19 protein-coding genes are annotated in these 21,792 nt (G+C 47.5%); 13 read left to right on the forward strand and 6 right to left on the reverse strand.

Annotation, left to right across the window (positions count from 1 at the left end):
* The first annotated feature begins 78 nt into the window (after nt 1–78).
* Nucleotides 79–762, forward strand: coding sequence for a site-2 protease family protein (locus AAEO50_RS11885; RefSeq protein ID WP_341983845.1), 684 nt, complete (start codon nt 79–81; stop codon nt 760–762).
* Nucleotides 763–777: 15 nt separating this feature from the next.
* On the forward strand, nt 778–1,284 hold the full coding sequence (locus tag AAEO50_RS11890; protein ID WP_341983847.1) for a YwhD family protein: 507 nt from the start codon (nt 778–780) through the stop codon (nt 1,282–1,284).
* Between the two features lie 213 nt (nt 1,285–1,497).
* On the opposite strand, the gene AAEO50_RS11895 is transcribed toward AAEO50_RS11890, so the two are convergent.
* On the reverse strand, nt 1,498–2,298 hold the full coding sequence (locus AAEO50_RS11895) for a cytochrome c oxidase assembly protein (RefSeq protein WP_341983849.1): 801 nt from the start codon (nt 2,296–2,298) through the stop codon (nt 1,498–1,500).
* A complete protein-coding gene (locus AAEO50_RS11900; RefSeq protein ID WP_341983851.1) occupies nt 2,295–2,771 on the reverse strand; it encodes a DUF2243 domain-containing protein in 477 nt (158 codons plus the stop codon). The genes AAEO50_RS11895 and AAEO50_RS11900 overlap by 4 nt, the downstream gene beginning before the upstream one ends.
* Nucleotides 2,772–2,964: 193 nt before the next feature.
* On the opposite strand from AAEO50_RS11900, the gene AAEO50_RS11905 reads away from it, so the two are divergent.
* Nucleotides 2,965–3,426: a GNAT family N-acetyltransferase gene (locus AAEO50_RS11905; protein ID WP_341983854.1), complete on the forward strand. Its 462-nt coding sequence runs from the start codon at nt 2,965–2,967 to the stop codon at nt 3,424–3,426.
* A 57-nt stretch (nt 3,427–3,483) separates the two neighbouring features.
* Here the strand turns inward: AAEO50_RS11905 and AAEO50_RS11910 are convergent, their stop codons facing one another.
* Entirely contained in the window at nt 3,484–5,553 is a 2,070-nt protein-coding gene (locus AAEO50_RS11910; protein WP_341983856.1) for a PBP1A family penicillin-binding protein, read from the reverse strand.
* Between the two features lie 571 nt (nt 5,554–6,124).
* On the opposite strand from AAEO50_RS11910, the gene speE reads away from it, so the two are divergent.
* The 5 genes from speE (at nt 6,125) to AAEO50_RS11935 (ending at nt 10,887) form a co-directional block, all read left to right on the forward strand.
* Nucleotides 6,125–6,955, forward strand: coding sequence for a spermidine synthase (gene speE, locus AAEO50_RS11915; protein ID WP_341983907.1), 831 nt, complete (start codon nt 6,125–6,127; stop codon nt 6,953–6,955).
* 149 nt (nt 6,956–7,104) lie between these two features.
* Complete coding sequence (speB, locus tag AAEO50_RS11920) at nt 7,105–7,977, forward strand: agmatinase (protein WP_341983909.1); 873 nt, start codon at nt 7,105–7,107, stop codon at nt 7,975–7,977.
* Nucleotides 7,978–8,461: 484 nt separating this feature from the next.
* Entirely contained in the window at nt 8,462–8,911 is a 450-nt protein-coding gene (locus AAEO50_RS11925; RefSeq protein WP_425383195.1) for a DUF1934 domain-containing protein, read from the forward strand.
* A 4-nt stretch (nt 8,912–8,915) separates the two neighbouring features.
* Entirely contained in the window at nt 8,916–10,586 is a 1,671-nt protein-coding gene (argS, locus tag AAEO50_RS11930) for an arginine--tRNA ligase (RefSeq protein ID WP_341983860.1), read from the forward strand.
* A gap of 121 nt (nt 10,587–10,707) precedes the next feature.
* A complete protein-coding gene (locus tag AAEO50_RS11935) occupies nt 10,708–10,887 on the forward strand; it encodes a XapX domain-containing protein (protein ID WP_341983862.1) in 180 nt (59 codons plus the stop codon).
* A 47-nt stretch (nt 10,888–10,934) separates the two neighbouring features.
* Here the strand turns inward: AAEO50_RS11935 and AAEO50_RS11940 are convergent, their stop codons facing one another.
* The 3 genes from AAEO50_RS11940 to cls all read right to left on the reverse strand — a co-directional run bounded on the left by AAEO50_RS11940 (nt 10,935) and on the right by cls (nt 13,853).
* Complete coding sequence (locus tag AAEO50_RS11940) at nt 10,935–11,597, reverse strand: diphthine--ammonia ligase (RefSeq protein WP_341983864.1); 663 nt, start codon at nt 11,595–11,597, stop codon at nt 10,935–10,937.
* A gap of 104 nt (nt 11,598–11,701) precedes the next feature.
* Nucleotides 11,702–12,655: a UV DNA damage repair endonuclease UvsE gene (gene uvsE, locus AAEO50_RS11945; protein ID WP_341983866.1), complete on the reverse strand. Its 954-nt coding sequence runs from the start codon at nt 12,653–12,655 to the stop codon at nt 11,702–11,704.
* 13 nt (nt 12,656–12,668) lie between these two features.
* Nucleotides 12,669–13,853 carry a cardiolipin synthase gene (gene cls / locus AAEO50_RS11950; protein ID WP_341983868.1) on the reverse strand — a complete coding sequence of 395 codons (1,185 nt, stop codon included), beginning with the start codon at nt 13,851–13,853 and terminating at the stop codon, nt 12,669–12,671.
* Nucleotides 13,854–14,205: 352 nt separating this feature from the next.
* On the opposite strand from cls, the gene AAEO50_RS11955 reads away from it, so the two are divergent.
* The 5 genes from AAEO50_RS11955 (at nt 14,206) to AAEO50_RS11975 (ending at nt 21,771) form a co-directional block, all read left to right on the forward strand.
* Nucleotides 14,206–16,320 (forward strand): 4Fe-4S dicluster domain-containing protein, encoded by a 2,115-nt coding sequence (locus tag AAEO50_RS11955; protein ID WP_341983870.1) that lies wholly within the window; start codon nt 14,206–14,208, stop codon nt 16,318–16,320.
* 377 nt (nt 16,321–16,697) lie between these two features.
* Nucleotides 16,698–17,885, forward strand: a complete 1,188-nt coding sequence (locus tag AAEO50_RS11960; RefSeq protein ID WP_341983872.1) for an acetyl-CoA C-acetyltransferase — start codon at nt 16,698–16,700, stop codon at nt 17,883–17,885.
* A 404-nt stretch (nt 17,886–18,289) separates the two neighbouring features.
* Nucleotides 18,290–19,141 carry a 3-hydroxybutyryl-CoA dehydrogenase gene (locus AAEO50_RS11965; RefSeq protein WP_341983874.1) on the forward strand — a complete coding sequence of 284 codons (852 nt, stop codon included), beginning with the start codon at nt 18,290–18,292 and terminating at the stop codon, nt 19,139–19,141.
* A 72-nt stretch (nt 19,142–19,213) separates the two neighbouring features.
* Entirely contained in the window at nt 19,214–20,350 is a 1,137-nt protein-coding gene (locus AAEO50_RS11970) for an acyl-CoA dehydrogenase (RefSeq protein ID WP_341983875.1), read from the forward strand.
* 281 nt (nt 20,351–20,631) lie between these two features.
* On the forward strand, nt 20,632–21,771 hold the full coding sequence (locus tag AAEO50_RS11975; protein ID WP_341983877.1) for an acyl-CoA dehydrogenase: 1,140 nt from the start codon (nt 20,632–20,634) through the stop codon (nt 21,769–21,771).
* Nucleotides 21,772–21,792: the final 21 nt, after the last annotated feature.

The following is a 21,792-nucleotide window of genomic DNA, read 5'->3' on the forward strand; positions in this document are numbered from 1 at the left end:
GATGAAAGTCATGAGCAGGACTTTTTCGGTATACTATTGAATAAGAAAGTAAAACATTTTTAAAGGAGTACATATATTTTGGATACTTTTCGCAGTTTGTTTGAGTCTGTTTCAATCTTTTCGCTGGAAGAGCTTCCGTTTGTGGTCATCGCATTGGTGCTCGCCTTCACGGTCCATGAGTTTGCGCATGCGTATGTGGCCTACAAATTCGGGGACACGACAGCGAAGGATCAGGGAAGACTGACGCTGAATCCTGTTCAGCACTTGGATCCGTTCGGGACGATCTTGATCCTGATTGCAGGCTTCGGATGGGCAAGGCCCGTTCCGGTGATGCGTTCGCGGTTTAAGAACCCAAGGCTTGCGGGCATTCTGGTATCGGCGGCGGGTCCGCTGAGTAACTTCCTGATTGCGTTCATCGCGTTCGGAATCTTTTATTTTTTCGTGGGTGTAAGTGGTGGAGGGGTTCCTCCGTTCGCCGTCGATCTGCTTCAGATGATCGTTGAGTTGAACATTCTCTTATTTGTGTTTAACCTGCTGCCATTCCCTCCGCTGGACGGGTACCGGATCATCGAAGACCTGTCGCCGCCCAATGTCCGGGTGAAAATGAGCCAGTTTGAGCAATACGGCATTCTGCTGTTTCTGATCCTTGTGATCACACCGCTTGATCAATATACGATCTGGCCTTTCTTGAATACAGGAATGAGTGCGACGGGTCAGGCATTCAGCACGATTTATGGAACAATCTTTTCAATCTTTAGCTAATAGGAGTGAGTAACGATGGAAAAGAAAAAGAATATCGGATTTAATATTATAAAAAGTGATCCGACTGACGGTCACGGAGGTTACGGGGTCGGATCGTTGAGTCTTGATAATGTTTCTCCAGTCATGATTGATGTCGAAGAAGGGGAAGCGACGATTGAAATAGGTGCCCTGCACGCGCGGAGCCCGATTGAAAAAAGGATCAAATTTACGAATAACCGCGAGGATTCAGCCGGCGGTAAACCGTACTGGCTGATCTGGGTGACGATCGACCTCATGGATGAAGGTCCTTATTATGCTGGGGTGACAGCTTGTGAATTAGTGGTCAATCCAGAAAAGCGCAGAGGCTACAAGTCGATGCCTGAGCACGTAAATCATATGGATAAGTCCATCAAGCGTCACATCATCGTTGATCAAATGGACGATAAGTCAAAAGGGGTTCTCGCAGAATTCCTTAAAAACCATGACAAGGGCATGTGGGATCGTTCCAAGCCTGAACTGAAAGAAGCACTGAAAGCAGAATAATTGTTGAAAAGGCCCGTCCTTCACTGCGTTAAAGCGGCGAGGGGCGGGCCTTAAATATTATTTTCGGTGTTTTGTGAACAAAGTGTGACATTTTTTGAAAATGACAATCGCATCTTGTACTTGTCATGGAAAAAAAGTACACTTAAGTCACAGTTTGCACATAAACTAGGACATGAAAAACCTCGGGTTCGCACAAACCCGAGGTTTTTCGTTTTATAGATGGATAATAGCCGGTTTTGGTCTGGCGGCTTTGTACCATTGTAGACAAAGGATAAAAATAATGATCAAATCGATTGCATCTCCTCCGTAATACATGAGCATGCTCCCCGCTTCCGCTTGATTTACCGGGACTCCCTCCGGCGGGCTGGCATAAATGACCTTCGAAAGAATGCCATGGGCAGCGAGGGCAATCAACAATACAATAGCCCGATATAAATGGCTTGTACGGTGCGGGATTGGATCGAAATAAATCAAACTGATCGTAAATAGATAGCCTGCAAGGAACACATGCAGATGGATGAAAATATGCAGGAGCATATTCTCATGCATCGCGCTATACAGGGGCGTGGTGTATAGTAGCCACAGTCCTCCAATATTCAGGATGGAAGCAAAAAAGGGGTCGCTCAACACCCGGAACGGGCTGCTTTTTAACAGCCGGGTTAGCATTCTTGCTTTATCTCTGGATAGGGTGCGCAGTGTAAGAGTCATGGGTGCGGCCAATGCCATCAACAGCGGGGCGAGCATGCCGAGGAAGAGATGCCCGAGCATATGCACCTTAAAATCATGATGGGCCATCTTGGCAATGGGGCCCGCAACGGCAGCAACGGCCAGAAAAATCCCGGCGGACCAGGAAACCGTGCGATATAATGGCCATTTTTTATAACGGCGGTTTGAATGGATGACCGCCCAGACATAGAGAATCAATGCACAAACAAAAGGAAGGGCCAGGATTAATTGTGGCGCAGGCCCCATCAGGCTGCGGGCAGCTTGTTCATGGACGTGATCCATGTTCATTGGCTGAGTTCCGCCTTTGCCTTTTTGCCTGTACGGATCGTCACGATGATGCCGGCAATCAGCAGCACAAGCGCAATGGCATTCCAAATTAAATCGTACACGAGGACATTTTCAACATAGCGAATCTCATGAATACGCATGACCTTATGCTGAATCGTGCCATCATACAGTTGGAATCCGCCGGTGCCGAGCAGAACACCGCCCCACCATCTCGTCTGCCAAAAGGCGTTCCTCCGTCTCAGGTCTGCCAGCAGAAAAAATCCGCCAACCGTGGCAAACCAGCTGAATGCATGGAAAAAGCCATCCGATACCAGCCCGATATCTGTGGTGGATCTGTCATAAAAATGATGCCAGTGAAGCAGCTGGTGAAAGACCGTTTCATCAATAAATGCCACAAGGCCGAGCCCACAGAGAAATCCTGACCACAGGTTCCGTGTAGAGTAAATGCTTCTTGTTCCCAGAACTTTAACCATCGCCAAACCTCCCCTTGATTTCTTGTCACCATTATTCCCTGATAAAGAAGGGATAAACTAAGACCGGGAGTATCCTCGTCAGCTCAATACATAAGGAGAACTTATTCATAATGATAATAATCTTCTAATTTCCTTATGGCTCTCCGCTCCATACTATATTGGTAGAGAGTGATATGAGAAGGAGTGGCTGATTTTGAAGGATGCTATTGCGTTTAGAAGAGCTCGGAAACAGGATGTAGATGCCATTGTGAAAATGCTTGCGGATGATGTACTCGGGAAAGAAAGGGAACGATACACGAATCCCCTTCCAGAGAGTTATCTGCAAGCCTTTCAGGCGATTGATGCCGATCTGAATAATGAACTGGTACTTGCCTGCCGTGAAAGTGAGGTCATAGGCGTCATGCAGATTACGTTTACGCCTTACCTTACCCATCAGGGAAGCTGGAGGGCGACGATTGAGGGTGTGAGGACGTCTTCGTCTGTCCGAGGGCAGGGAGCCGGCACTCAGATGATTGAATGGGCGGTCGAGCGTGCAAAAGAACGCGGCTGCAGCTTGGTGCAGCTCACTACAGATAAACAGCGTAAAGACGCTCTGCGATTCTACGAGAAGCTCGGATTCATCCCGACACACGAAGGAATGAAGATGAAACTTTAACGTGCTAAAGGCCCGTCCCGCACTGCTTTAAAGCAGCGAGGGACGGGCCTTTCAAGGTTAGAAGATCCAGTCTTTCAGTTTTTTGTACCATGGTTTATTGTCTTTTTTGGATGGTTCTTTTTCTTTTGGTGCTTCGTGTTCTCCAAGGTGTTCTGTACAGTATTCAGTCGGTTCTGTGCCTTTTACGAAGTAGGTGAAGCGCTGGACGGGGCAATCCTTCGTGGCAAGTTTGCCGTTATGGGGATTGACCGCCACACCGACCACGCCTTTGGTGGGCTTGAATGCTTTGACGGGTTCGTCCTTCAGTGCTTCCTCCATGAACTCCACCCATATTTTCTTCGCATAAAGCTTATCGGTTATCAGGGAGATATCTTTTCCTTTGTCGTACCCTGTCCATACCCCCGCCGTCAGCTGCGGTGAAAAGCCGATCATCCAGTTGTCGGTGTTGGTCGTCCCGGATTTTCCGGCGTAGTGTCGTGTCGCGTCTTTTTTGATCTGGATGCCGGTGACGGTCGAGTAATCGTTCAGCTTGGGGTCGAATATCCCGCTCAACATGTGTGTCATGACATAGGCTGTGTCAGGGTCGAGGACTTGTTCTTTTTTCACTTCTTTTTCATAGATGACATTGCCGGACCAGTCTTCCACACGGGTAATGAAGACAGGCTTCACTTTATAGCCGCCGTTGGCGAACATATTGTAGGCGTTCACCATATCGATCACCCTGGCACCGGACGTCCCCAGCGCGGATGATGGATATTTTTTGACCGGGGTGGTGATGCCGAATTTCTTTTTTGCCGTTGCAGTCAATGTATCCTGACCCATGAACAGGTGTGTCTTTACGGCATAGACGTTATCGGACAGCGCAATCGCCTGTGCAAGTGTGATGTCATCGTTCGCGTATTTGTTGTTGTAGTTGTGGGGTGAGTATTTTTTATTGCCGTCAAACGTGAAAGAAGTGAGCTCGCTTTTCATTGTCGTTGCAGGTGTAAAACCTTGTTCAAGTGCCGAATAGTAAAGAAGCGGCTTGATCGTCGAACCAGGCTGTCGCACTGCTTGGACAGCGCGGTTGAAAGGACTGTCCTCATAATTCCGCCCGCCAACCATGGCTGTGACATATCCGTTCCCAGGGTTCATCGATACGAACCCGAGCTGGATGTCAGATGCCTCTTCTATTTGTTTCTCAACCACATCTTCAGCGATTTCCTGATGCTTCGTATTCAAGGTTGTAAATACTTTGAGGCCGCCCATTTCAATCGTACGTTCTTCAAGTCCGAGTTCGGTGCGGAGGATATTTTTCACAACATCCTGGAAATAGGGTGCCGTTTCGACGGTTTTATGTGCATGATGTCCGTTGATTCTGATCGGTTTGGCTTTTGTGATTTCACTTTCCGCTTTCGTAAGGAAACCATCTTCCCTCATTGAATCAAGAATGAGCTCCTGACGCTTCTTGGCATTCTCCGGCGATTCGAGTGGAGAATAGTAGGATGGTGCTTTCGGGACGCCGGCGAGCATGGCTGCTTCTGCGAGAGTCAGCCGGTCTGCGTCCTTCCCGAAATAATATTGACTTGCAGCCTGAACCCCGTAGGCGCCATGTCCATAATAGATGGTGTTCAGGTAGCCTTCGAGAATTTCCTTCTTGGAATAGTTCATTTCGATCCGCAGCGTATAAAGTGCTTCGGAAATCTTTCGTTTCCATGTCTTGTCGTGCGTTAAAAATAGATTACGGGCGTACTGCTGGGAAATCGTACTCGCCCCCTGGACCTTGGCCATGGCCTTCATGTCGGCAAGTGCCGCGCCAGCGATCCGCTTCATATCAAATCCGTAATGCTGATAAAAATTCTTATCTTCGATTGAAATCGTGGCTTCGATGAGGGCGGGTGAAATATGGTCTAGTTCCACCCAGTACCGTTTCTCTCCGGTATTCGTCTCACCGATCACCTTGCCGTCACTCCCGTATAGAAGGGTGGATTGCGGTACGGCAAGCGGCGGCGGCCCTTGAATCTTTGCGTACGTGAGCACACCGATCAACCCGGCCAGAACAAGAACAGAAGATAACAGAGACAGAATAACGGCTGCTCTCACATATTTTTTTGTTTTCTCCATTCTAGAACGAGTGATCAATTCCATCCCTATTCCCGCTTTCTTTATAAAATAGTTTTCTATGAGAATCGCTGCTGGGGGACAGCCCCTCACTGCTTTAAAGCGGCGAGGGACGGGCCTTATACCGGACATAAAGTGTATATATACAGTATGAAAGGTTTGCAGAGTTTTTAAACGTAGTAGAGATAGAAAAAATTTCACTTGAATTTTTGCTAGATTCCACTATACTTTTTCTCATGTTTGTATTTATCATGATAGGGAAGGATAAAAATGACGTCTGTCGATGATGTAATTTATTTGATTTTAGTGCCCTGTGATGTAAAGTGACTTTTGCATTGAAAGGCAAGCATATTTTATAAACTGCAGTGAATGGTTTTCAACTAGAATAAACATAATAGCTCTTTAAGTTTTAAACGGATCCAGCTGTTGATTGGAATGGAAGACGAAGACTCCTGCGGGAAAAGTGACTAATGTGAGACCCCGCAAGAGCGAAGCGATGAGGAGGCTCACGGGTCACCCGCGGAAAGCGAAGTCTTCCATGGAAATTAACAGCGGCGTTAAAAGAGAAAAAATAAAATCAAGAAGGGAAGTTGAAACAATGAGTGGACTTTGGTACACAGAAAAACAAACAGAAAACTTCGGAATCACGATGAAAATCAAGAAGACTTTACATACAGAACAAACGGATTTTCAATACCTTGAAATGGCAGAAACAGAAGAATGGGGCAACATGCTCTTCTTAGACGGAATGGTCATGACAAGCCAGAAAGACGAATTCGTCTACCACGAAATGGTCGCTCACGTACCGTTATTCACACACCCGAACCCGGAGAAGGTATTGGTTGTAGGAGGCGGCGACGGCGGTGTCATCCGTGAAGTCCTTAAGCACCCAAGCGTGAAGAAAGCCGTACTGGTCGATATCGATGGAAAAGTAATCGAGTACTCCAAGAAATACCTCCCGGAAATCGCTGGAGAGCTTGAAAACGAGCGCGTCGATGTCCAGGTTGGAGACGGATTCATGCATATCGCAAAAAGTGAAAATGAATATGATGTCATCATGGTCGATTCCACTGAACCTGTAGGCCCTGCAGTAAATCTATTTACAAAAGGCTTCTATGCGGGAATCTCTAAAGCTCTTAAAGAAGACGGGATCTTTGTCGCACAATGTGACAACCCTTGGTTCAAAGCAGATCTTATCCGCCAGGTGCAGCGCGACGTAAAGGAAATCTTCCCTGTTACACGCCTGTACACAGCGAATATCCCGACGTACCCAAGCGGCATGTGGGCATTCACGATCGGATCAAAAAAACACGATCCAATCGAAGTGTCACAAGAGCGTTTCCATGAAATCGAAACAAAATACTACACACCGGAACTGCACAACGCAGCATTCGTACTTCCTAAATTCGTCAAAGACCTGACGGAATAATCGAAACCGAAGCAGATGTATTGTCATGTCCCTTGCTTCCACTTCAACACTCTAAAGGAACGAGGGACGGGCGTTTAGCGGTTTAATGCTTTAAACAAGCGAGGGACGGGCTTCCATAAGTTCCCCTCGATAGAGAAAGGTTGAATTTGATGCGATTTGATGAAGCTTATTCAGGTAATGTGTTTATAAAGAGCCATCCTTCTTATGAAGAGAGCTCGGTCGTCCTTTACGGGATGCCGATGGATTGGACGGTCAGCTACCGTCCGGGTTCACGTTTCGGCCCTGCCCGCATCCGTGAAGTATCGATTGGGCTTGAGGAATACAGTGCGTATCTGGACCGTGAGCTTGAAGAGGTGAAATACTTCGATGCCGGTGATATTCCGCTGCCGTTCGGAAATCCTCAGCGCAGCATCGATATGATTGAGGATTATATCGACCAGCTTTTAGCCGACGGGAAAATCCCGTTCGGAATGGGCGGGGAGCACCTCGTTTCATGGCCGGTCATGAAAGCTGTTGCGAAGAAAAATCCGGATTTAGCGATCATCCATATGGATGCGCACACGGATCTTCGCGAAGAGTATGAGGGAGAGCCTCTTTCCCACTCGACCCCGATCCGCAAAATCGCCGAGCATATCGGACCTGAAAATGTGTACTCTTTCGGAATCCGCTCCGGCATGAAGGAAGAATTCCAATGGGCGAAAGAAAACGGCATGCACATCTCGAAATTCGAAGTGCTTGAGCCGCTGAAGGAAATCCTTCCAAAGCTTGAAGGCCGTCCGGTATACGTGACGATCGACATCGACGTATTGGACCCTGCCCACGCCCCTGGAACCGGAACCGTGGACTGCGGCGGAATCACATCCAAGGAGCTGCTTGCATCCATCCATGCAATCGCACACTCCGGCGTAAACGTAGTAGGTGCCGACCTAGTCGAAGTAGCACCAATCTACGATCCATCCGAACAAACAGCCAACACAGCCAGCAAACTCATCAGAGAAATGCTACTGGGCTGGGTGAAATAATATCTATAAAAATAGGATTGCCTTGTAAAGGGTGATCCTATTTCTTTTATGAAAGTTTTGAAGGTATGGGGGATTGAACTGCCTTCATCTCATAAAAGAGGTAAGGTTATTATGTCCAGCCTACGGAGGGAAAGTATGGAGTATTAACCGAATCCAGCAGTTTATTGTAGTGGAAGGCGAAGACTCCTGCGGGAAAAGCGAAGCTGGGGAGACCCCGCAGGAGCGCAGCGACGAGGAGGCTCCCCGCTCGCCCGCGGAAAGCGAAGCCTTCCACGGAAATCAACTGCGGTATTAAGAGGGATAGAACTGTATTTTTGAATGTTGGAAACGGTGCGCGCATACTTTCACAAACTTCCAACCCAAAACTCACCCCCATTCATTGCATTTTGCCCCAATACTTCTTATACTTAATTAGTTAGAAGGAACACTTTCCTCCAAAAGGGACGGAACAGTTCCATGAACGGACCCTAAAATAGAAAAGGATGTGAGTGGTTTGACAGAACTTAACAACGAATCCACCCCTGTCAAAATTCACTTGAAAACGAATATCACAATCGGTGACGAAAGCGACTCTTTTGAACTCGTTTCATTTGGCCGATACTATGAAAAAGGGGATGCCTTTTTTCTGAAGTACGATGAGGTTCAAGAAGAAGGGACCACCCATACGATCGTCAAAGTCACAGACGAACAGGCGCTGATACTGAGAAGCGGTGCCGTAAAAATGAGAATGCTGTTTAACGAAGAAGAAGAGATGAGCGGCTCCTATGAAAGCGAGCTCGGTACACTCTTGCTGACGACAAAAACAAAAAAACTTTCACATACGAAAAACCTGTCCAAGACAGAAGGGGATTTCAACCTTTCATATGAGCTGATCATGCAGGGCAGCTCGGTCGGAGATTATGAGATGTCGATCAATTTTAAGGAGGAAGAATAAGCGCATGAATATCGTCGAAAAAGTACAAGAAAACCTGAAATCCGAAATCAAGGAGGCGGTCCTGAAAGCGAATCTGGCAACAGAAGAGCAAATTCCGGACATCATCCTGGAAATACCGAAGGAAAAGACACACGGTGATTACTCCACAAACATGGCGATGCAGCTTGCGCGTGTGGCGAAAAAAGCGCCGCGCATGATCGCTGAAGACATCATGGCAAACTTCGATCAATCAAAGGCTTCCATTGAAAAAATGGAAATTGCCGGACCCGGCTTCATCAACTTCTTTATGAACAACGATTACTTAACGGACCTGATTCCGATGATTCTCGATCAGGATCATGAATATGGCGGGTCTGATGCAGGAAAAGGTGAGCGCGTCAACGTCGAGTTTGTTTCGGCGAACCCGACCGGAGATCTTCACCTCGGACATGCACGCGGTGCGGCTGTCGGTGATTCGCTTTGTAATGTACTTGAAAAAGCAGGCTATAAAGTGACTCGCGAGTACTACATCAACGACGCCGGAAACCAGATTCATAACCTGGCTAAATCAGTGGAAGCCCGTTACTTCCAGGCGCTTGGTCAAGATGTGGCGATGCCTGAAGACGGCTACCACGGTGCAGACATCATTGAAATCGGAAAGAAGCTTGCTCAGGAATTCGGTTCTCAATATGCGGATGCAAGTGAAGAAGAACGCTACAAGTTTTTCCGTGAGTATGGACTGAAGATTGAAATGTCAAAGCTTCAGAAGGACCTCGAAATGTTCCGTGTACCGTTCAATGTTTGGTACTCTGAAACGTCCCTGTATGAAAACGGGAAAATCGATGCAGCGCTTGCAAAGCTTCGTGAAAATGGACATGTGTACGAAGAAGACGGTGCGACTTGGTTCCGTTCCACTGAGCTAGGCGACGATAAAAACCGTGTGTTGATCAAGAATGACGGCACCTATACGTACCTGACTCCGGACATCTCGTATCACCAGGATAAATTCGAGCGCGGACATGACGTTTTGATCAACATCTGGGGAGCGGATCACCACGGGTATATCCCTCGTATGAAGGCGGCAATCGAAGCACTTGGCTTTGACCGCGAGAAGCTGGAAGTCGAAGTGATCCAGCTTGTCCACCTTTATAAAAACGGTGAGAAGATGAAGATGAGTAAGCGTACCGGTAAAGCCGTGACGCTGCGTGAGCTTGTGGAAGAAGTCGGCCTCGATGCCGTTCGTTATTTCTTCGCGATGAGAAGTGCAGATACACATATGGACTTCGACCTGGACTTAGCGGTTTCTCAGTCCAATGAAAACCCTGTATACTATGCACAATATGCGCATGCGCGTATTTGCTCCATCCTTCGCCAGGCAGAGGAATCCGGACTTGCATCAGAAGACCGTATCGACCTTAGCCTGATCGGAACGGAAAAAGAAGTCGATCTTCTCAAGAAGCTGGGAGAATTCCCGCAAATGATCGCCGATGCAGCAGAAAAGCGCACGCCGCACCGTGTTGCAAACTACATCAATGATCTGGCTTCAACGTTCCACAGCTTCTATAACGCCAACAAAGTTCTGGACGCTGAAAACCGCGAGCTTACAACCGCTCGTCTGGCACTCGTCAAATCCGTGCGTGTAACCCTTCAAAACGCACTTGCCCTGATCGGTGTCGACGCTCCTGAAAAAATGTAATGTTCGAAGGCCCGTCCCTCGCTGCTTTAACGCAGAGAAGGGCGGGCCTTCTTTTTAATATTTCCTGCCATTTAACGTATAATAGTGGGTAGAGTGATGTTATCATCTTAGGAGGTTGTTCATGAAGACTGTTGTGTTGGCCATTGTTACAGGATTTTTGGTAGGATTCATCTTTGCCCTGTTCAAGCTTCCGATACCAGCGCCGCCTGCGTTAGCGGGAATCGCCGGGATTGTCGGAATCTATTTGGGATTCAAGGCGTTTACGGCAATTCAGCCCTGGATCGAATCGGTATTCAGATAAGAAAGGGTGAGGGGAGGCTCTTATCGCGAACCATCAACACCACTGACCTATCCCAGCAATTCTACATATGTAAAACGGTCCCATTTTCGATACGTGGTGCCCACTTTAAACGCCACCGCATGCTGAAAGAGGGGACCGTCAAATACAAAGCTGTGAAATTCCCCGTTTTCACCGCAGGGATCCACAGCGTCCGGCAAGTCGCGAAGAAACTCTTCATTGTATTCCCGCCCGACAAAGCCTGGATCGAGCTGCTCTTCATCGACACACACAATAATGGCTCTGTTTCCTTGTGACAAAAACTGTTGTGAAAGCTCCGACGTCATCTTTCCCCATAGCGGAAAGAGGGGATCGAGCGCAGACTGCTCCATTTGTTTTTCCCGATATTTACGGATATCCTCTAAATACAAATCACCGAAGCTCATATGAGTGAAATTTTCCTTTTCCAGGCTCCGGACCGCTCCAGCCATTCTCTTCTCGTACTCCGTGTTATCGACCTGTTCTCCGAACCAAACCGGAAAGAGCGGAAGCCCAAGTGCCTTCGCCTGCTGCTCAACCAAGGAAACCGGCACCTCATGCATCATCATCTTCCCCGAACCTTCCTGAAACGTGGTCAAAAGCCCCTCTACTGGTTCATTCAATCGTTTAAGCTCATTCAGCATCATCATACTGTCACGCCCGCCGCTCCACGATAAACAAATTTTCTTCTCCATCATAATTCCCCCTTTTTGAAAGGCCCGTCCCTCACTTCAGTAAAGCATAAAAGGCCCCGTTCCCCAAATGTTTAGCGGGGGACGGGTCTTATTTTGAATCTTATTTACCATTCAAGGACCCCGCCGCTGATGCGTTTGACGCCCCGGATGGAGGAGAGGTCTTCGATCAGCTTCAGCATGGCGAGGTCCTTGTGCTTGGCTTCGATCATGAAGTCCACATCCTGATCGAGTTTCTTTAATGTCTTAAAAAAAGGTATCACGAAATCCGGGTCCACATAATCGGAGTGTGAACGGAAAGCTTTTTCTGATTTGGGCGAAGAGATATGTATCTTCGGGACAAGATCCCGCCTGTCCCATGTTCGAAAGATGTCCTCAAGGTATGTCTCAACCGGCTGGCTGCTAAGGTTCGCTTCATGATGGTGGATATCAAGCACCATCGGTATATCTTCTTTTTGACAAGCTGAAAGTGTCTCCTCTACGTTATACGTCTTGTCATCGTTCTCCAATGTCATGACTTCTTTCACCTCAGGCGGAATCGCATTCAGATTCTCATGAAAATTCTCAAGCGCCGCTTTCTTATCCCCATAAGTCCCGCCGATATGAATATTGATCACCGACTGTTTTTCCACACCCATATATTCAAGCATCCGGTAATGGTACACCATATCCTTCACTGCATTGTCGGTGACATGCTGCTTCGGGCTTGTAAATAGCGTGAATTGATTCGGATGGAAGCTCGCGCGGATGCCGAACGTTTTGATCAGCTTCCCGAGCTCTTTCCATTCTCTTTTAAAAGGGGAGTAGAAGTCCCAATCGACATCAGGATGCGTCGCAAGAGGGACGATTGAGCTTGAAAGCCTGTACAGCTCGATTTCATGGGCTGCACAATAATAAATAATTCGTTTTGTATGCTCAAGGTTCTTCCTCGTCACTTCGATGAGCTTTTCCATCCGTTCATGTTCAGGAAGCTCGGTAAATCGTCTATATGTCATCGTTTTGGAGGGACTTGAATCCCACAGGGCAAGAGAATTTGCCACAAACCCCAGTCTCACTCTCATGCTGCAACCCCTCCTAAAGCAAAATCGAAATCGCCGAAGCGACCTTTTCCTTGAACCGAGTGAATAACGACACAGACTCCAAGTCGCTTGCCGACAGCCTGTCTGATGCCTTTATATCCTTATCGATTTCTTTTTTTACTATTTCAATAAAATGTTTATCGTAAATTAGATTATTCAGCTCAAGGTTGAGATAAAAGCTTCGCTGATCAAAGTTCGCCGTTCCGAGATCACAGAAATGATCATCCACGATCATGATTTTCCCATGGTAAAAACCGTTCATGTATTGGTACACCTCTGCACCTTTTGCAAGAAGCGGCCTGAAATAAGGGAAGGCCGCTTCCTTGACAAGCGAATGATCCGCCTGGTCCGGAACGATGATCTTCAGCTTGACACCCCGGTCGAGTGCGTTCATCAATTTATCCATCAAATGACGGGTCGGGATGAAATAAGGTGTCCCAATGATAATGCATTCCTCTGCTTCTTCGATGAATTCACCGAAAAACTGTTCGATGTTGACTCCCTCTGTCGGGAAAATACGATGTTTGATGCTTCCTTTAGCAGAAGGCGGGAAGTAGAGGGCCTCGTTTGTCAGATCCTTCTGCGTTGAACGGTGCCAGTCGACACAGAACTCGGATTGAAGGTCAAGAACCCCTTCACCCACAAGCCTCATATGATAATCCCTCCAAGGGGACAGCTCCGGCTTATCATTTTCATCGATGTATTCTTTCCCGACGTTGTATCCCCCAAGATAGCCGATCTTTCCGTCAATCACCGTGATTTTCCGGTGATTCCGCTGCTGGGAAGTAAAGAAAAGATAAGGAAATTTGACTTTTTGGCAGTATGCCACTTCGACTCCGACACTTTTCAGCATATGCACCTTTGACCTTGGCACCTGCAAGCTTCCCATCTGATCCATGAGCAGCCTCACCTTGACGCCCTGCTTTGCTTTTTCCTTTAAAAGGTCCATGAACCGGTAGCCGAGATGGTCATTCTGCACAATGTAAAACAGCACATGAATAGAAGATTCCGCATTCTTAATATCCATGAACATTTGATCGAACAATTCAGGTCCGCGGGAAATTAAAGATATATCACTATAACGATCTTCATAGTTTCGTCTCGTTCGGGTGCGAATGAACTTGTTTCGCCCCAGCTTGAAATCAATCACCATCCAGGCAATCAATAATCCAATAATCAACAGTATGTAGAATAACCACATTTGAATCACTCTCTCATTATCAATAAACTTAGTATGTCCGTAAATATATAATGTGTTCCATCTTTTTTATTCCCTGAAGAGAGAAAGCTTGAAACCTTTTTTTCATACTTTTTAACCATGGGGGAAAAAGTGTGAAACGAACTACTATAGGGTGTATTTGAGTTGCCAGATAAGAAATTATTTGTAAGTTAGTTTATAAAAAATCGTTGACTGAATGCTCATTCATTATATAATGGAACTAAGAAGATTTTTCTGAATATTAATTTGGTTTGTAAAAGTTTGAACAAAGGGGAAGTTCAGATGCGAGCCGAAAAAGGGGGAGAGACTTGAGATGAATATACTACTCATTCTCAATTGGATTGCGTTCATTTTTGTAACCGTTTACGCAGTAAGTCTGTTTGTGTATGTGGTCAAAACGAGAATTGAATATATCAAGCTTGGAAAGAAAGTTGACTTTGATAAACGATTCAAGGAACGTTTCGAAAAAATCATGGTCAATGTATTCGGACAGAAAAAGCTTTTGAAGGATAAGAAAAGTGGAGCGATCCACGTCATGTTCTTCTATGGCTTCATCCTCGTCCAATTCGGAGCGATCGACTTCATCATTAAAGGACTGGCACCGGGGAACCACTTGCCGCTGGGACCATTGTATCCCGGATTCACGTTCTTCCAGGAGCTAGTGACACTGATGATTCTGGTCGCAGTCGTATGGGCGTTCCACCGCCGTTATGTGGAAAAACTCGTCCGTTTAAAAAGAGGGTTCAAATCAGGACTCGTTCTTTTATTCATTGGAGGTTTGATGCTTTCAGTCCTTGTCGGAAACGGGATGAGCCTGATCTGGCACGGTGAAGAGCTTGCCTGGACAGAGCCGGTCGCATCACTGATTGCAGGGGCATTGGGAGCCATCGGAGAAACAGCATCCATCGTCATTTTCTATATCGCATGGTGGATCCACCTGATTTTCTTACTTGCTTTCCTGGTATACGTGCCGCAATCAAAGCACGCCCACTTGATCGCAGGACCTGCCAATGTATTTTTTAACCGCTTAGACAACCCTGGAAAACTGAAGCCGATCGACTTTGAAGACGAAACGGCAGAAAGCTTCGGGGTAGGAAAAATAGAAGAATTCACCCAGCATCAGATGATTGATTTCTATGCCTGCGTGGAATGCGGACGCTGTACGAATATGTGTCCCGCAACCGGTACTGGTAAAATGCTTTCACCGATGGACCTGATCGTAAAACTGCGTGATCACTTGACGAATCACGGAGCAGCCGTCACTCAAAAGAAACCTTGGGTGCCGACATTCGCTTTCAATGGGACACAGGGAAATCAGATTGCAATGGCGAGCGCGACACAGGCAGCTGAAGAAGCAGCGGCCGGTGCAGCATACAGCCCATCACTTATCGGAGACGTCATCACGGAAGAAGAAATCTGGGCGTGTACAACATGCCGTAACTGTGAAGACCAATGTCCGGTCATGAACGAGCACGTGGATAAAATCATCGACCTTCGCCGTTATTTAGTACTGACAGAAGGAAAAATGGATGCCGATGCCCAGCGTGCGATGCAAAACATCGAGCGTCAGGGAAATCCTTGGGGCCTTAACCGCAAGGAACGTGAAAACTGGCGTGAAGCAAGAGAAGACGTTCACATCCCTACTGTGAAAGAAATGAAAAAAGCAGGGGAAGAGTTCGACTTCTTATTCTGGGTCGGTTCCATGGGTTCATTCGATAACCGAAGCCAAAAAATCGCCCTGTCATTTGCCAAGCTGATGAACGAAGCCGGCGTAAAGTTCGCGATTTTAGGAAATAAAGAGAAAAACTCAGGAGATACACCTCGCCGCCTAGGAAATGAATTCTTATTCCAAGAGCTTGCGACAAACAACATCGCCGAGTTCGAAAAGCATGAAATCAAGAAAATCGTCACAATCGACCCTCATGCTTATAATATTTTCAAAAATGAATACCCGGACTTCGGACTTGAAGCAGAGGTCTATCACCACACCGAGCTTCTTTATGACCTGGTGAAGGAAGGCCGACTGAAGCCTCAGTATGAAGTCAACGAAACGATCACATTCCACGACTCCTGCTACCTGGGCCGTTACAACGAAGTGTACGATCCGCCGCGTGAAATCCTTAAAGCGATTTCCGGCGTGAAGCTCGTTGAAATGGAACGTAACCGTGAAAAAGGAATGTGCTGCGGAGCCGGCGGAGGACTCATGTGGATGGAAGAAGACACAGGCCACCGCGTCAACGTATCACGTACCGAACAGGCACTTGCCGTCAGCCCATCCGTCATCAGCTCCGGCTGCCCATACTGCCTGACAATGCTGTCCGATGGAACAAAAGCAAAAGAAGTCGAAGAAAACGTCTCTACACTGGACGTTGCTGAACTTCTTGAGAAGGCAGTCTGCGGTGATCGGAAAGATGAGATAGTGGCGTAAGCTTTACGTTTTTGCAAAGTAATATGCATCAGGAGTGAAACAACATAACCATTACATTATGGCGTTTCACTCCTTTTTATTTTTCTACAATAGTAATTTAAATGAAAAATAAAAACTTTCTAAAAAGTCATTACGTTTTACACAATTTTGAAGTACAATAAAGAGAGTGGAAAGGGACGGAATCTGTCCCTTACTCTTTTGGGGTTTGGTCGAGCGAGCGTTCAGTCAAAAGAGCGGAACCGCGTTGTTAACGAGATTCCATCAGAAACAAAGTCAAATACCTTTGAACAAGATAACAACACCATACTTAACGGGTTTTTTGAAAGCGTATACAAAAATTTAGTTCTCAAACTGAAAGAAAAAGGAGAGGGATTTACATGGGAAAAACGGTTATTTTAGATGGAGCCAGAACTCCTTTCGGTAAGTTTGGAGGCGGATTGAGCAGTTTTACAGCTTCCGAGCTTGGCGGTTTTGCAGTGAAGGAAGCATTGAATAGAGCAGGAGTCAGCGGTGAAGACGTTGAGGAAGTCATCCTTGGTTCGGTATTGCAGGGAGGACAGGGGCAAATCCCTTCACGTCAGGCTTCCCGCCATGCAGGACTGCCTTGGAACGTGAAGACAGAAACAATCAATAAAGTGTGTGCGTCCGGAATGAGAAGTGTGACGATGGCAGATCAAATCATCCGCGCCGGGGACGGAGAGGTCATCGTGGCCGGAGGAATGGAATCCATGTCCAACGCGCCGTATATTTTACCTAAAGCACGATGGGGGTTCAAAATGGGCGACTCAAGCGTGAAGGACTTGATGGTCCATGACGGCCTCACTTGCAGCTTCAACAATGTTCACATGGGGACATACGGAAACGCAACGGCGAAGGAATTCGAACTGACAAGGGAAGACCAGGACCGCTGGGCACTCCGAAGCCACGAGCTTGCGGTAAAAGCAACTGAAGAAGGGAAGCTTGGCGAAGAAATCGTGCCAGTGGAAGTACCTCAGCGCAAAGGGGATCCTGTGGTTGTCGACCATGATGAAGCGCCCCGTAAAGAAACTTCCTATGAAGTGCTGGCTAAATTAGGTCCGGTATTCGGCTCCGATGGCACAATCACAGCCGGAAACGCACCGGGAGTCAATGACGGAGCGGCAGCGATGATCCTGATGAGTGAAGAACGCGCTGAAAAAGAAGGCAAGAAACCATTGGCTACGATTCTCGGCCATACGGCAATTGCAGTGGAGGCGAAGGATTTTCCGCAGACGCCAGGTCTTGTCATCAATGAACTATTGAAGAAAACAGGCAAATCATTAGAGGAAATCGACCTGTTTGAAATAAATGAAGCATTCGCGGCAGTGGCACTGACAAGCGGGAAAATTGCCGGTTTGGACCCTGAAAAAATCAATGTCAACGGCGGCGCGGTTGCTCTTGGTCACCCGATCGGGGCAAGCGGAGCGCGCATCATCCTGACACTCGCTTATGAACTGAAACGCCGCGGCGGCGGAATCGGAATTGCGTCCATCTGCTCCGGAGGCGGCCAGGGCGATGCCATCATGATTGAAGTGCCGAAGCAGTAGTTTGCGCGGTGTGTATTGGTAGATTGGCAGAGTTTTAGGTTAGGGTTTGGGTTGGGTGCCTGGCTCGATTTGATGGTTTTGAGCCAGGCTCAAATGAGGTGTTTTGAGCCAGGTACCATTTGAAGATTTTGTGCCAGGAACAAACCAGCCTTATTGTGCCTGGCACAAATTAAGGGATCTGTGCCAGACACCGCATAAAACTAAAACTACTTATTATTAAATTTAACTGGTTCCAGCAGTTGATTGGAGTGGAAGACGAAGACTCCTGCGGGAAGAGTAGCTAATGTGAGACCCCGGAGGCAAAGCCGAGGAGGCTCACGGGCTACCCGCGGAAAGCGAAGTCTTCCACGGAAATCAACTGCGGTATACAGAGTGCAATTTTCAATCAAAGGGGAGAACAATCAATGAACATAAAAAAAGTCATGGTCATCGGAGCCGGTCAAATGGGCTCGGGGATCGCCCAAGTATGTGCACAGGCTGGATTTGAAGTATTTTTAAATGACCTAAAAGAAGAATTCGTCCAAAAAGGAATCGGCGTCATCACCAAGAGCCTTTCCCGTTCAGTCGAAAAAGGCAGAATGGGTGAAGAGGACAAAGAAGCGGCGCTAAACAGACTGACGGCTTCAACGGATATCAACGATGCGAAAAACGTCGATATCGTGATTGAAGCAGCGGTTGAAAATATGGAGATAAAAACGAAAATCTTTGCGCAGCTGGATGAGATCGCTCCTGAGCATGCGATACTTGCTTCAAATACGTCTTCACTTCCGATCACGGAAATTGCAGCGGCAACGAAGCGTCCTGAGCAGGTAATCGGGATGCACTTCATGAACCCGGTGCCGGTGATGAAGCTTGTAGAGATCATCCGCGGCCTTGCGACAACGGATGAGGTTTATCAAACTATTGAGGATATGACGAAATCACTGAGCAAGGTGCCGGTCGAGGTGGAAGACTTCCCTGGATTCGTATCGAACCGCATTTTGATGCCGATGATCAACGAAGCGATCTACACGTTGTATGAGGGTGTGGCAAGCAAGGAAGCGATCGATGAAGTAATGAAGCTTGGTATGAACCATCCGATGGGGCCGCTGACGCTGGCTGATTTCATCGGTCTCGATACATGCCTGTACATCATGGAAACCCTGCACGAAGGCTTCGGCGACGACAAATACCGCCCATGTCCGCTGCTTAGAAAATATGTGAAAGCAGGCTGGCTGGGACGCAAAACGGGCAGAGGTTTTTATTCATACGAATAAATGGCCGGCTGGTGCCAGGCACCAAACGATCATTGTTAATTAAAGCATACGAACAGCCGGGAGGGGACAATCATGAATTTACGATTCACGGAAGAACAGCAGATGATGCGTAAGATGGTGCGGGATTTTGCTGAAACAGAAATACAGCCTTTTGTGGAAAAAATGGAAGAGGGGCATTTTCCACGTGAGATTTTAAATAAAATGGCAGAGCTCGGCCTGATGGGGATTACGGCCCCTGAAAAATACGGCGGCTCGGAGATGGATTTTACATCGTACATCATTGCAATCCACGAGTTGTCAAAAGTAAGCGCAACCATCGGGGTGATCCTGTCAGTCCATACATCGGTGGGGACTAATCCTATTCTTTATTTCGGAAATGAAGAACAGAAACAGAAATACATTCCGAAGCTTGCTTCAGGAGAATATTTAGGTGCATTCTGTTTGACGGAACCGAGTGCGGGGTCTGACGCGAAGAGCTTGAAGTCAAAAGCGGAAAAGCGCGGCGACCACTACGTATTGAATGGTTCGAAGGTTTTCATCACAAACGGAGGCGAGGCGGATACATACATCGTGTTCGCTGTGACCGATCCTTCAAAGGGAAGCCGCGGCGTATCAGCATTTATCGTTGAAAAGAATATGCCGGGTCTGATCATCGGGAAAGACGAACACAAAATGGGGCTTCACGGCTCAAGAACGGTTCAGCTGACCTTCGAAGATATGAAAGTACCTGCAGAAAACCTTCTCGGTCAAGAAGGGGAAGGCTTCAAGATCGCGATGGCGAACCTTGATGTCGGCCGCATCGGGATTGCCGCTCAGGCACTCGGCATCGCAGAAGGTGCGTTCGAACACGCGACGGCTTATGCCAAAGAACGCGTTCAGTTCGGCAAGCCGATTGCTGCTCAGCAGGGCATCGGATTCAAGCTCGCCGACATGGCGACGGCCGTCGAGGGGTCGAAACTATTGGTTTACAGAGCTGCCGACCTCCGTTCTCAAGGCATCTCCTGCGGAAAAGAAGCCTCCATGGCCAAACTATTCGCATCAAAAACAGCCGTCGAAGTCACAACCGAAGCCATCCAAGTCTACGGGGGCTACGGCTACACCAAAGAATACCCAGTCGAGCGCCTGTTCCGAGATGCCAAAGTAACCGAAATCTACGAAGGCACAAGTGAGATTCAGAGAATGGTGATTGGGAAGAATTTGCTGGTTTAAGTGTTAAATAGGTTTTATCAATAGAAGTTATTTTCGCAAATGATGATGAGATATTGGTTCTTTCCAGCAGTTGATTGGAGGGGAAGACGAAGACTCCTGCGGGAGAAGCAGCTAATGTGAGACCCCACAGGGAGGAACGACCGAGGAGGCTCACGGGCTGCCCGCGGAATGCGAAGTCTTCCACGGAAATCAACAGCGGTGATTAAACCTGTGCCTGATTGAAAAACGGCTTTTTAAAAAACTATCAAAAATAGATTCCACCAAAGATGGGAGAAGAAATCATGAATTTTAAATTGTCTGAAGAACATGAAATGATTCGCAAGATGGTACGCGATTTTGCACGCAACGAGGTAGCACCGACTGCTGCGGAGCGCGATGAAGAAGAACGCTTCGATATGGATATTTTCCACAAAATGGCGGAACTCGGCTTAACCGGGATTCCTTGGCCGGAAGAATACGGCGGAATCGGAAGCGACTATCTTGCTTACTGCATCGCGGTCGAGGAGCTTTCAAGAGTATGTGCGTCAACAGGAGTAACGCTATCTGCCCACACTTCACTGGCAGGCTGGCCGGTATATAAATTCGGTACGGAAGAACAGAAACAGAAGTATCTCCGTCCGATGGCGCAAGGGGAGAAAATCGGGGCGTACGGCTTGACTGAGCCGGGTTCAGGTTCTGACGCAGGCGGCATGAAAACGACGGCCCGCTTAGAAGGGGATCACTACGTAATAAACGGCTCCAAGATCTTCATCACGAACGGAGGAATCGCTGATACGTACATCGTATTCGCATTAACAGATCCATCGTCCCGTCAGCGCGGCACAAGTGCGTTCATCGTGGAAAAAGATTTCGAAGGCTTCTCTGTCGGCAAAAAAGAGAAGAAGCTCGGGATCCGCTCATCTCCAACGACAGAAATCGTATTTGAAGAGTGTAAAGTGCCGAAAGAAAATCTTCTTGGTAAAGAAGGAGAAGGCTTCAAGATTGCCATGATGACACTTGATGGAGGGCGTAACGGTATCGCTGCCCAAGCGGTCGGAATTGCACAAGGGGCACTGGATGCGTCCATCGACTACGCAAAAGAGCGCGAGCAGTTCGGTAAACCGATTGCAGCAAACCAGGGGATTTCTTTTAAAATCGCAGATATGGCGACTTCGATTGAAGCTTCCCGTCTATTAACCTATCAAGCGGCGTGGCTTGAGTCGGAAGGTCTTCCTTACGGTAAGGAATCTGCGATGTCGAAGCTGATGGCAGGGGATACGGCGATGAAGGTAACGACAGAAGCGGTCCAAATCTTCGGCGGATACGGCTACACGAAGGATTATCCGGTGGAACGCTACATGCGTGACGCGAAGATCACTCAAATTTATGAGGGCACGCAGGAAATCCAGCGTTTGGTTATTTCTCGTATGGTGACGAAATAAATAGAAGTTTGATTGGAGTTG

This window comes from Rossellomorea oryzaecorticis (genome assembly GCF_038405515.1).
In the GTDB taxonomy this organism is placed as follows: Bacteria; Bacillota; Bacilli; order Bacillales; family Bacillaceae_B; genus Rossellomorea; species Rossellomorea oryzaecorticis_A.

Bases quoted from the DNA above. Each gene is read 5' to 3' on its own strand.
- argS (WP_341983860.1), top strand. From the start codon at position 8,916: ATGAATATCGTCGAAAAAGTACAAGAAAACCTGAAATCCGAAATCAAG.
- AAEO50_RS11900 (WP_341983851.1), bottom strand. From the start codon at position 2,771: ATGGTTAAAGTTCTGGGAACAAGAAGCATTTACTCTACACGGAACCTG.
- speB (WP_341983909.1), top strand. From the start codon at position 7,105: ATGCGATTTGATGAAGCTTATTCAGGTAATGTGTTTATAAAGAGCCAT.
- AAEO50_RS11935 (WP_341983862.1), top strand. From the start codon at position 10,708: ATGAAGACTGTTGTGTTGGCCATTGTTACAGGATTTTTGGTAGGATTC.
- AAEO50_RS11960 (WP_341983872.1), top strand. From the start codon at position 16,698: ATGGGAAAAACGGTTATTTTAGATGGAGCCAGAACTCCTTTCGGTAAG.
- AAEO50_RS11940 (WP_341983864.1), bottom strand. From the start codon at position 11,597: ATGGAGAAGAAAATTTGTTTATCGTGGAGCGGCGGGCGTGACAGTATG.
- AAEO50_RS11970 (WP_341983875.1), top strand. From the start codon at position 19,214: ATGAATTTACGATTCACGGAAGAACAGCAGATGATGCGTAAGATGGTG.
- AAEO50_RS11975 (WP_341983877.1), top strand. From the start codon at position 20,632: ATGAATTTTAAATTGTCTGAAGAACATGAAATGATTCGCAAGATGGTA.
- AAEO50_RS11965 (WP_341983874.1), top strand. From the start codon at position 18,290: ATGAACATAAAAAAAGTCATGGTCATCGGAGCCGGTCAAATGGGCTCG.
- AAEO50_RS11955 (WP_341983870.1), top strand. From the start codon at position 14,206: ATGAATATACTACTCATTCTCAATTGGATTGCGTTCATTTTTGTAACC.
- AAEO50_RS11890 (WP_341983847.1), top strand. From the start codon at position 778: ATGGAAAAGAAAAAGAATATCGGATTTAATATTATAAAAAGTGATCCG.
- AAEO50_RS11895 (WP_341983849.1), bottom strand. From the start codon at position 2,298: ATGAACATGGATCACGTCCATGAACAAGCTGCCCGCAGCCTGATGGGG.
- AAEO50_RS11910 (WP_341983856.1), bottom strand. From the start codon at position 5,553: ATGGAATTGATCACTCGTTCTAGAATGGAGAAAACAAAAAAATATGTG.
- speE (WP_341983907.1), top strand. From the start codon at position 6,125: ATGAGTGGACTTTGGTACACAGAAAAACAAACAGAAAACTTCGGAATC.
- uvsE (WP_341983866.1), bottom strand. From the start codon at position 12,655: ATGAGAGTGAGACTGGGGTTTGTGGCAAATTCTCTTGCCCTGTGGGAT.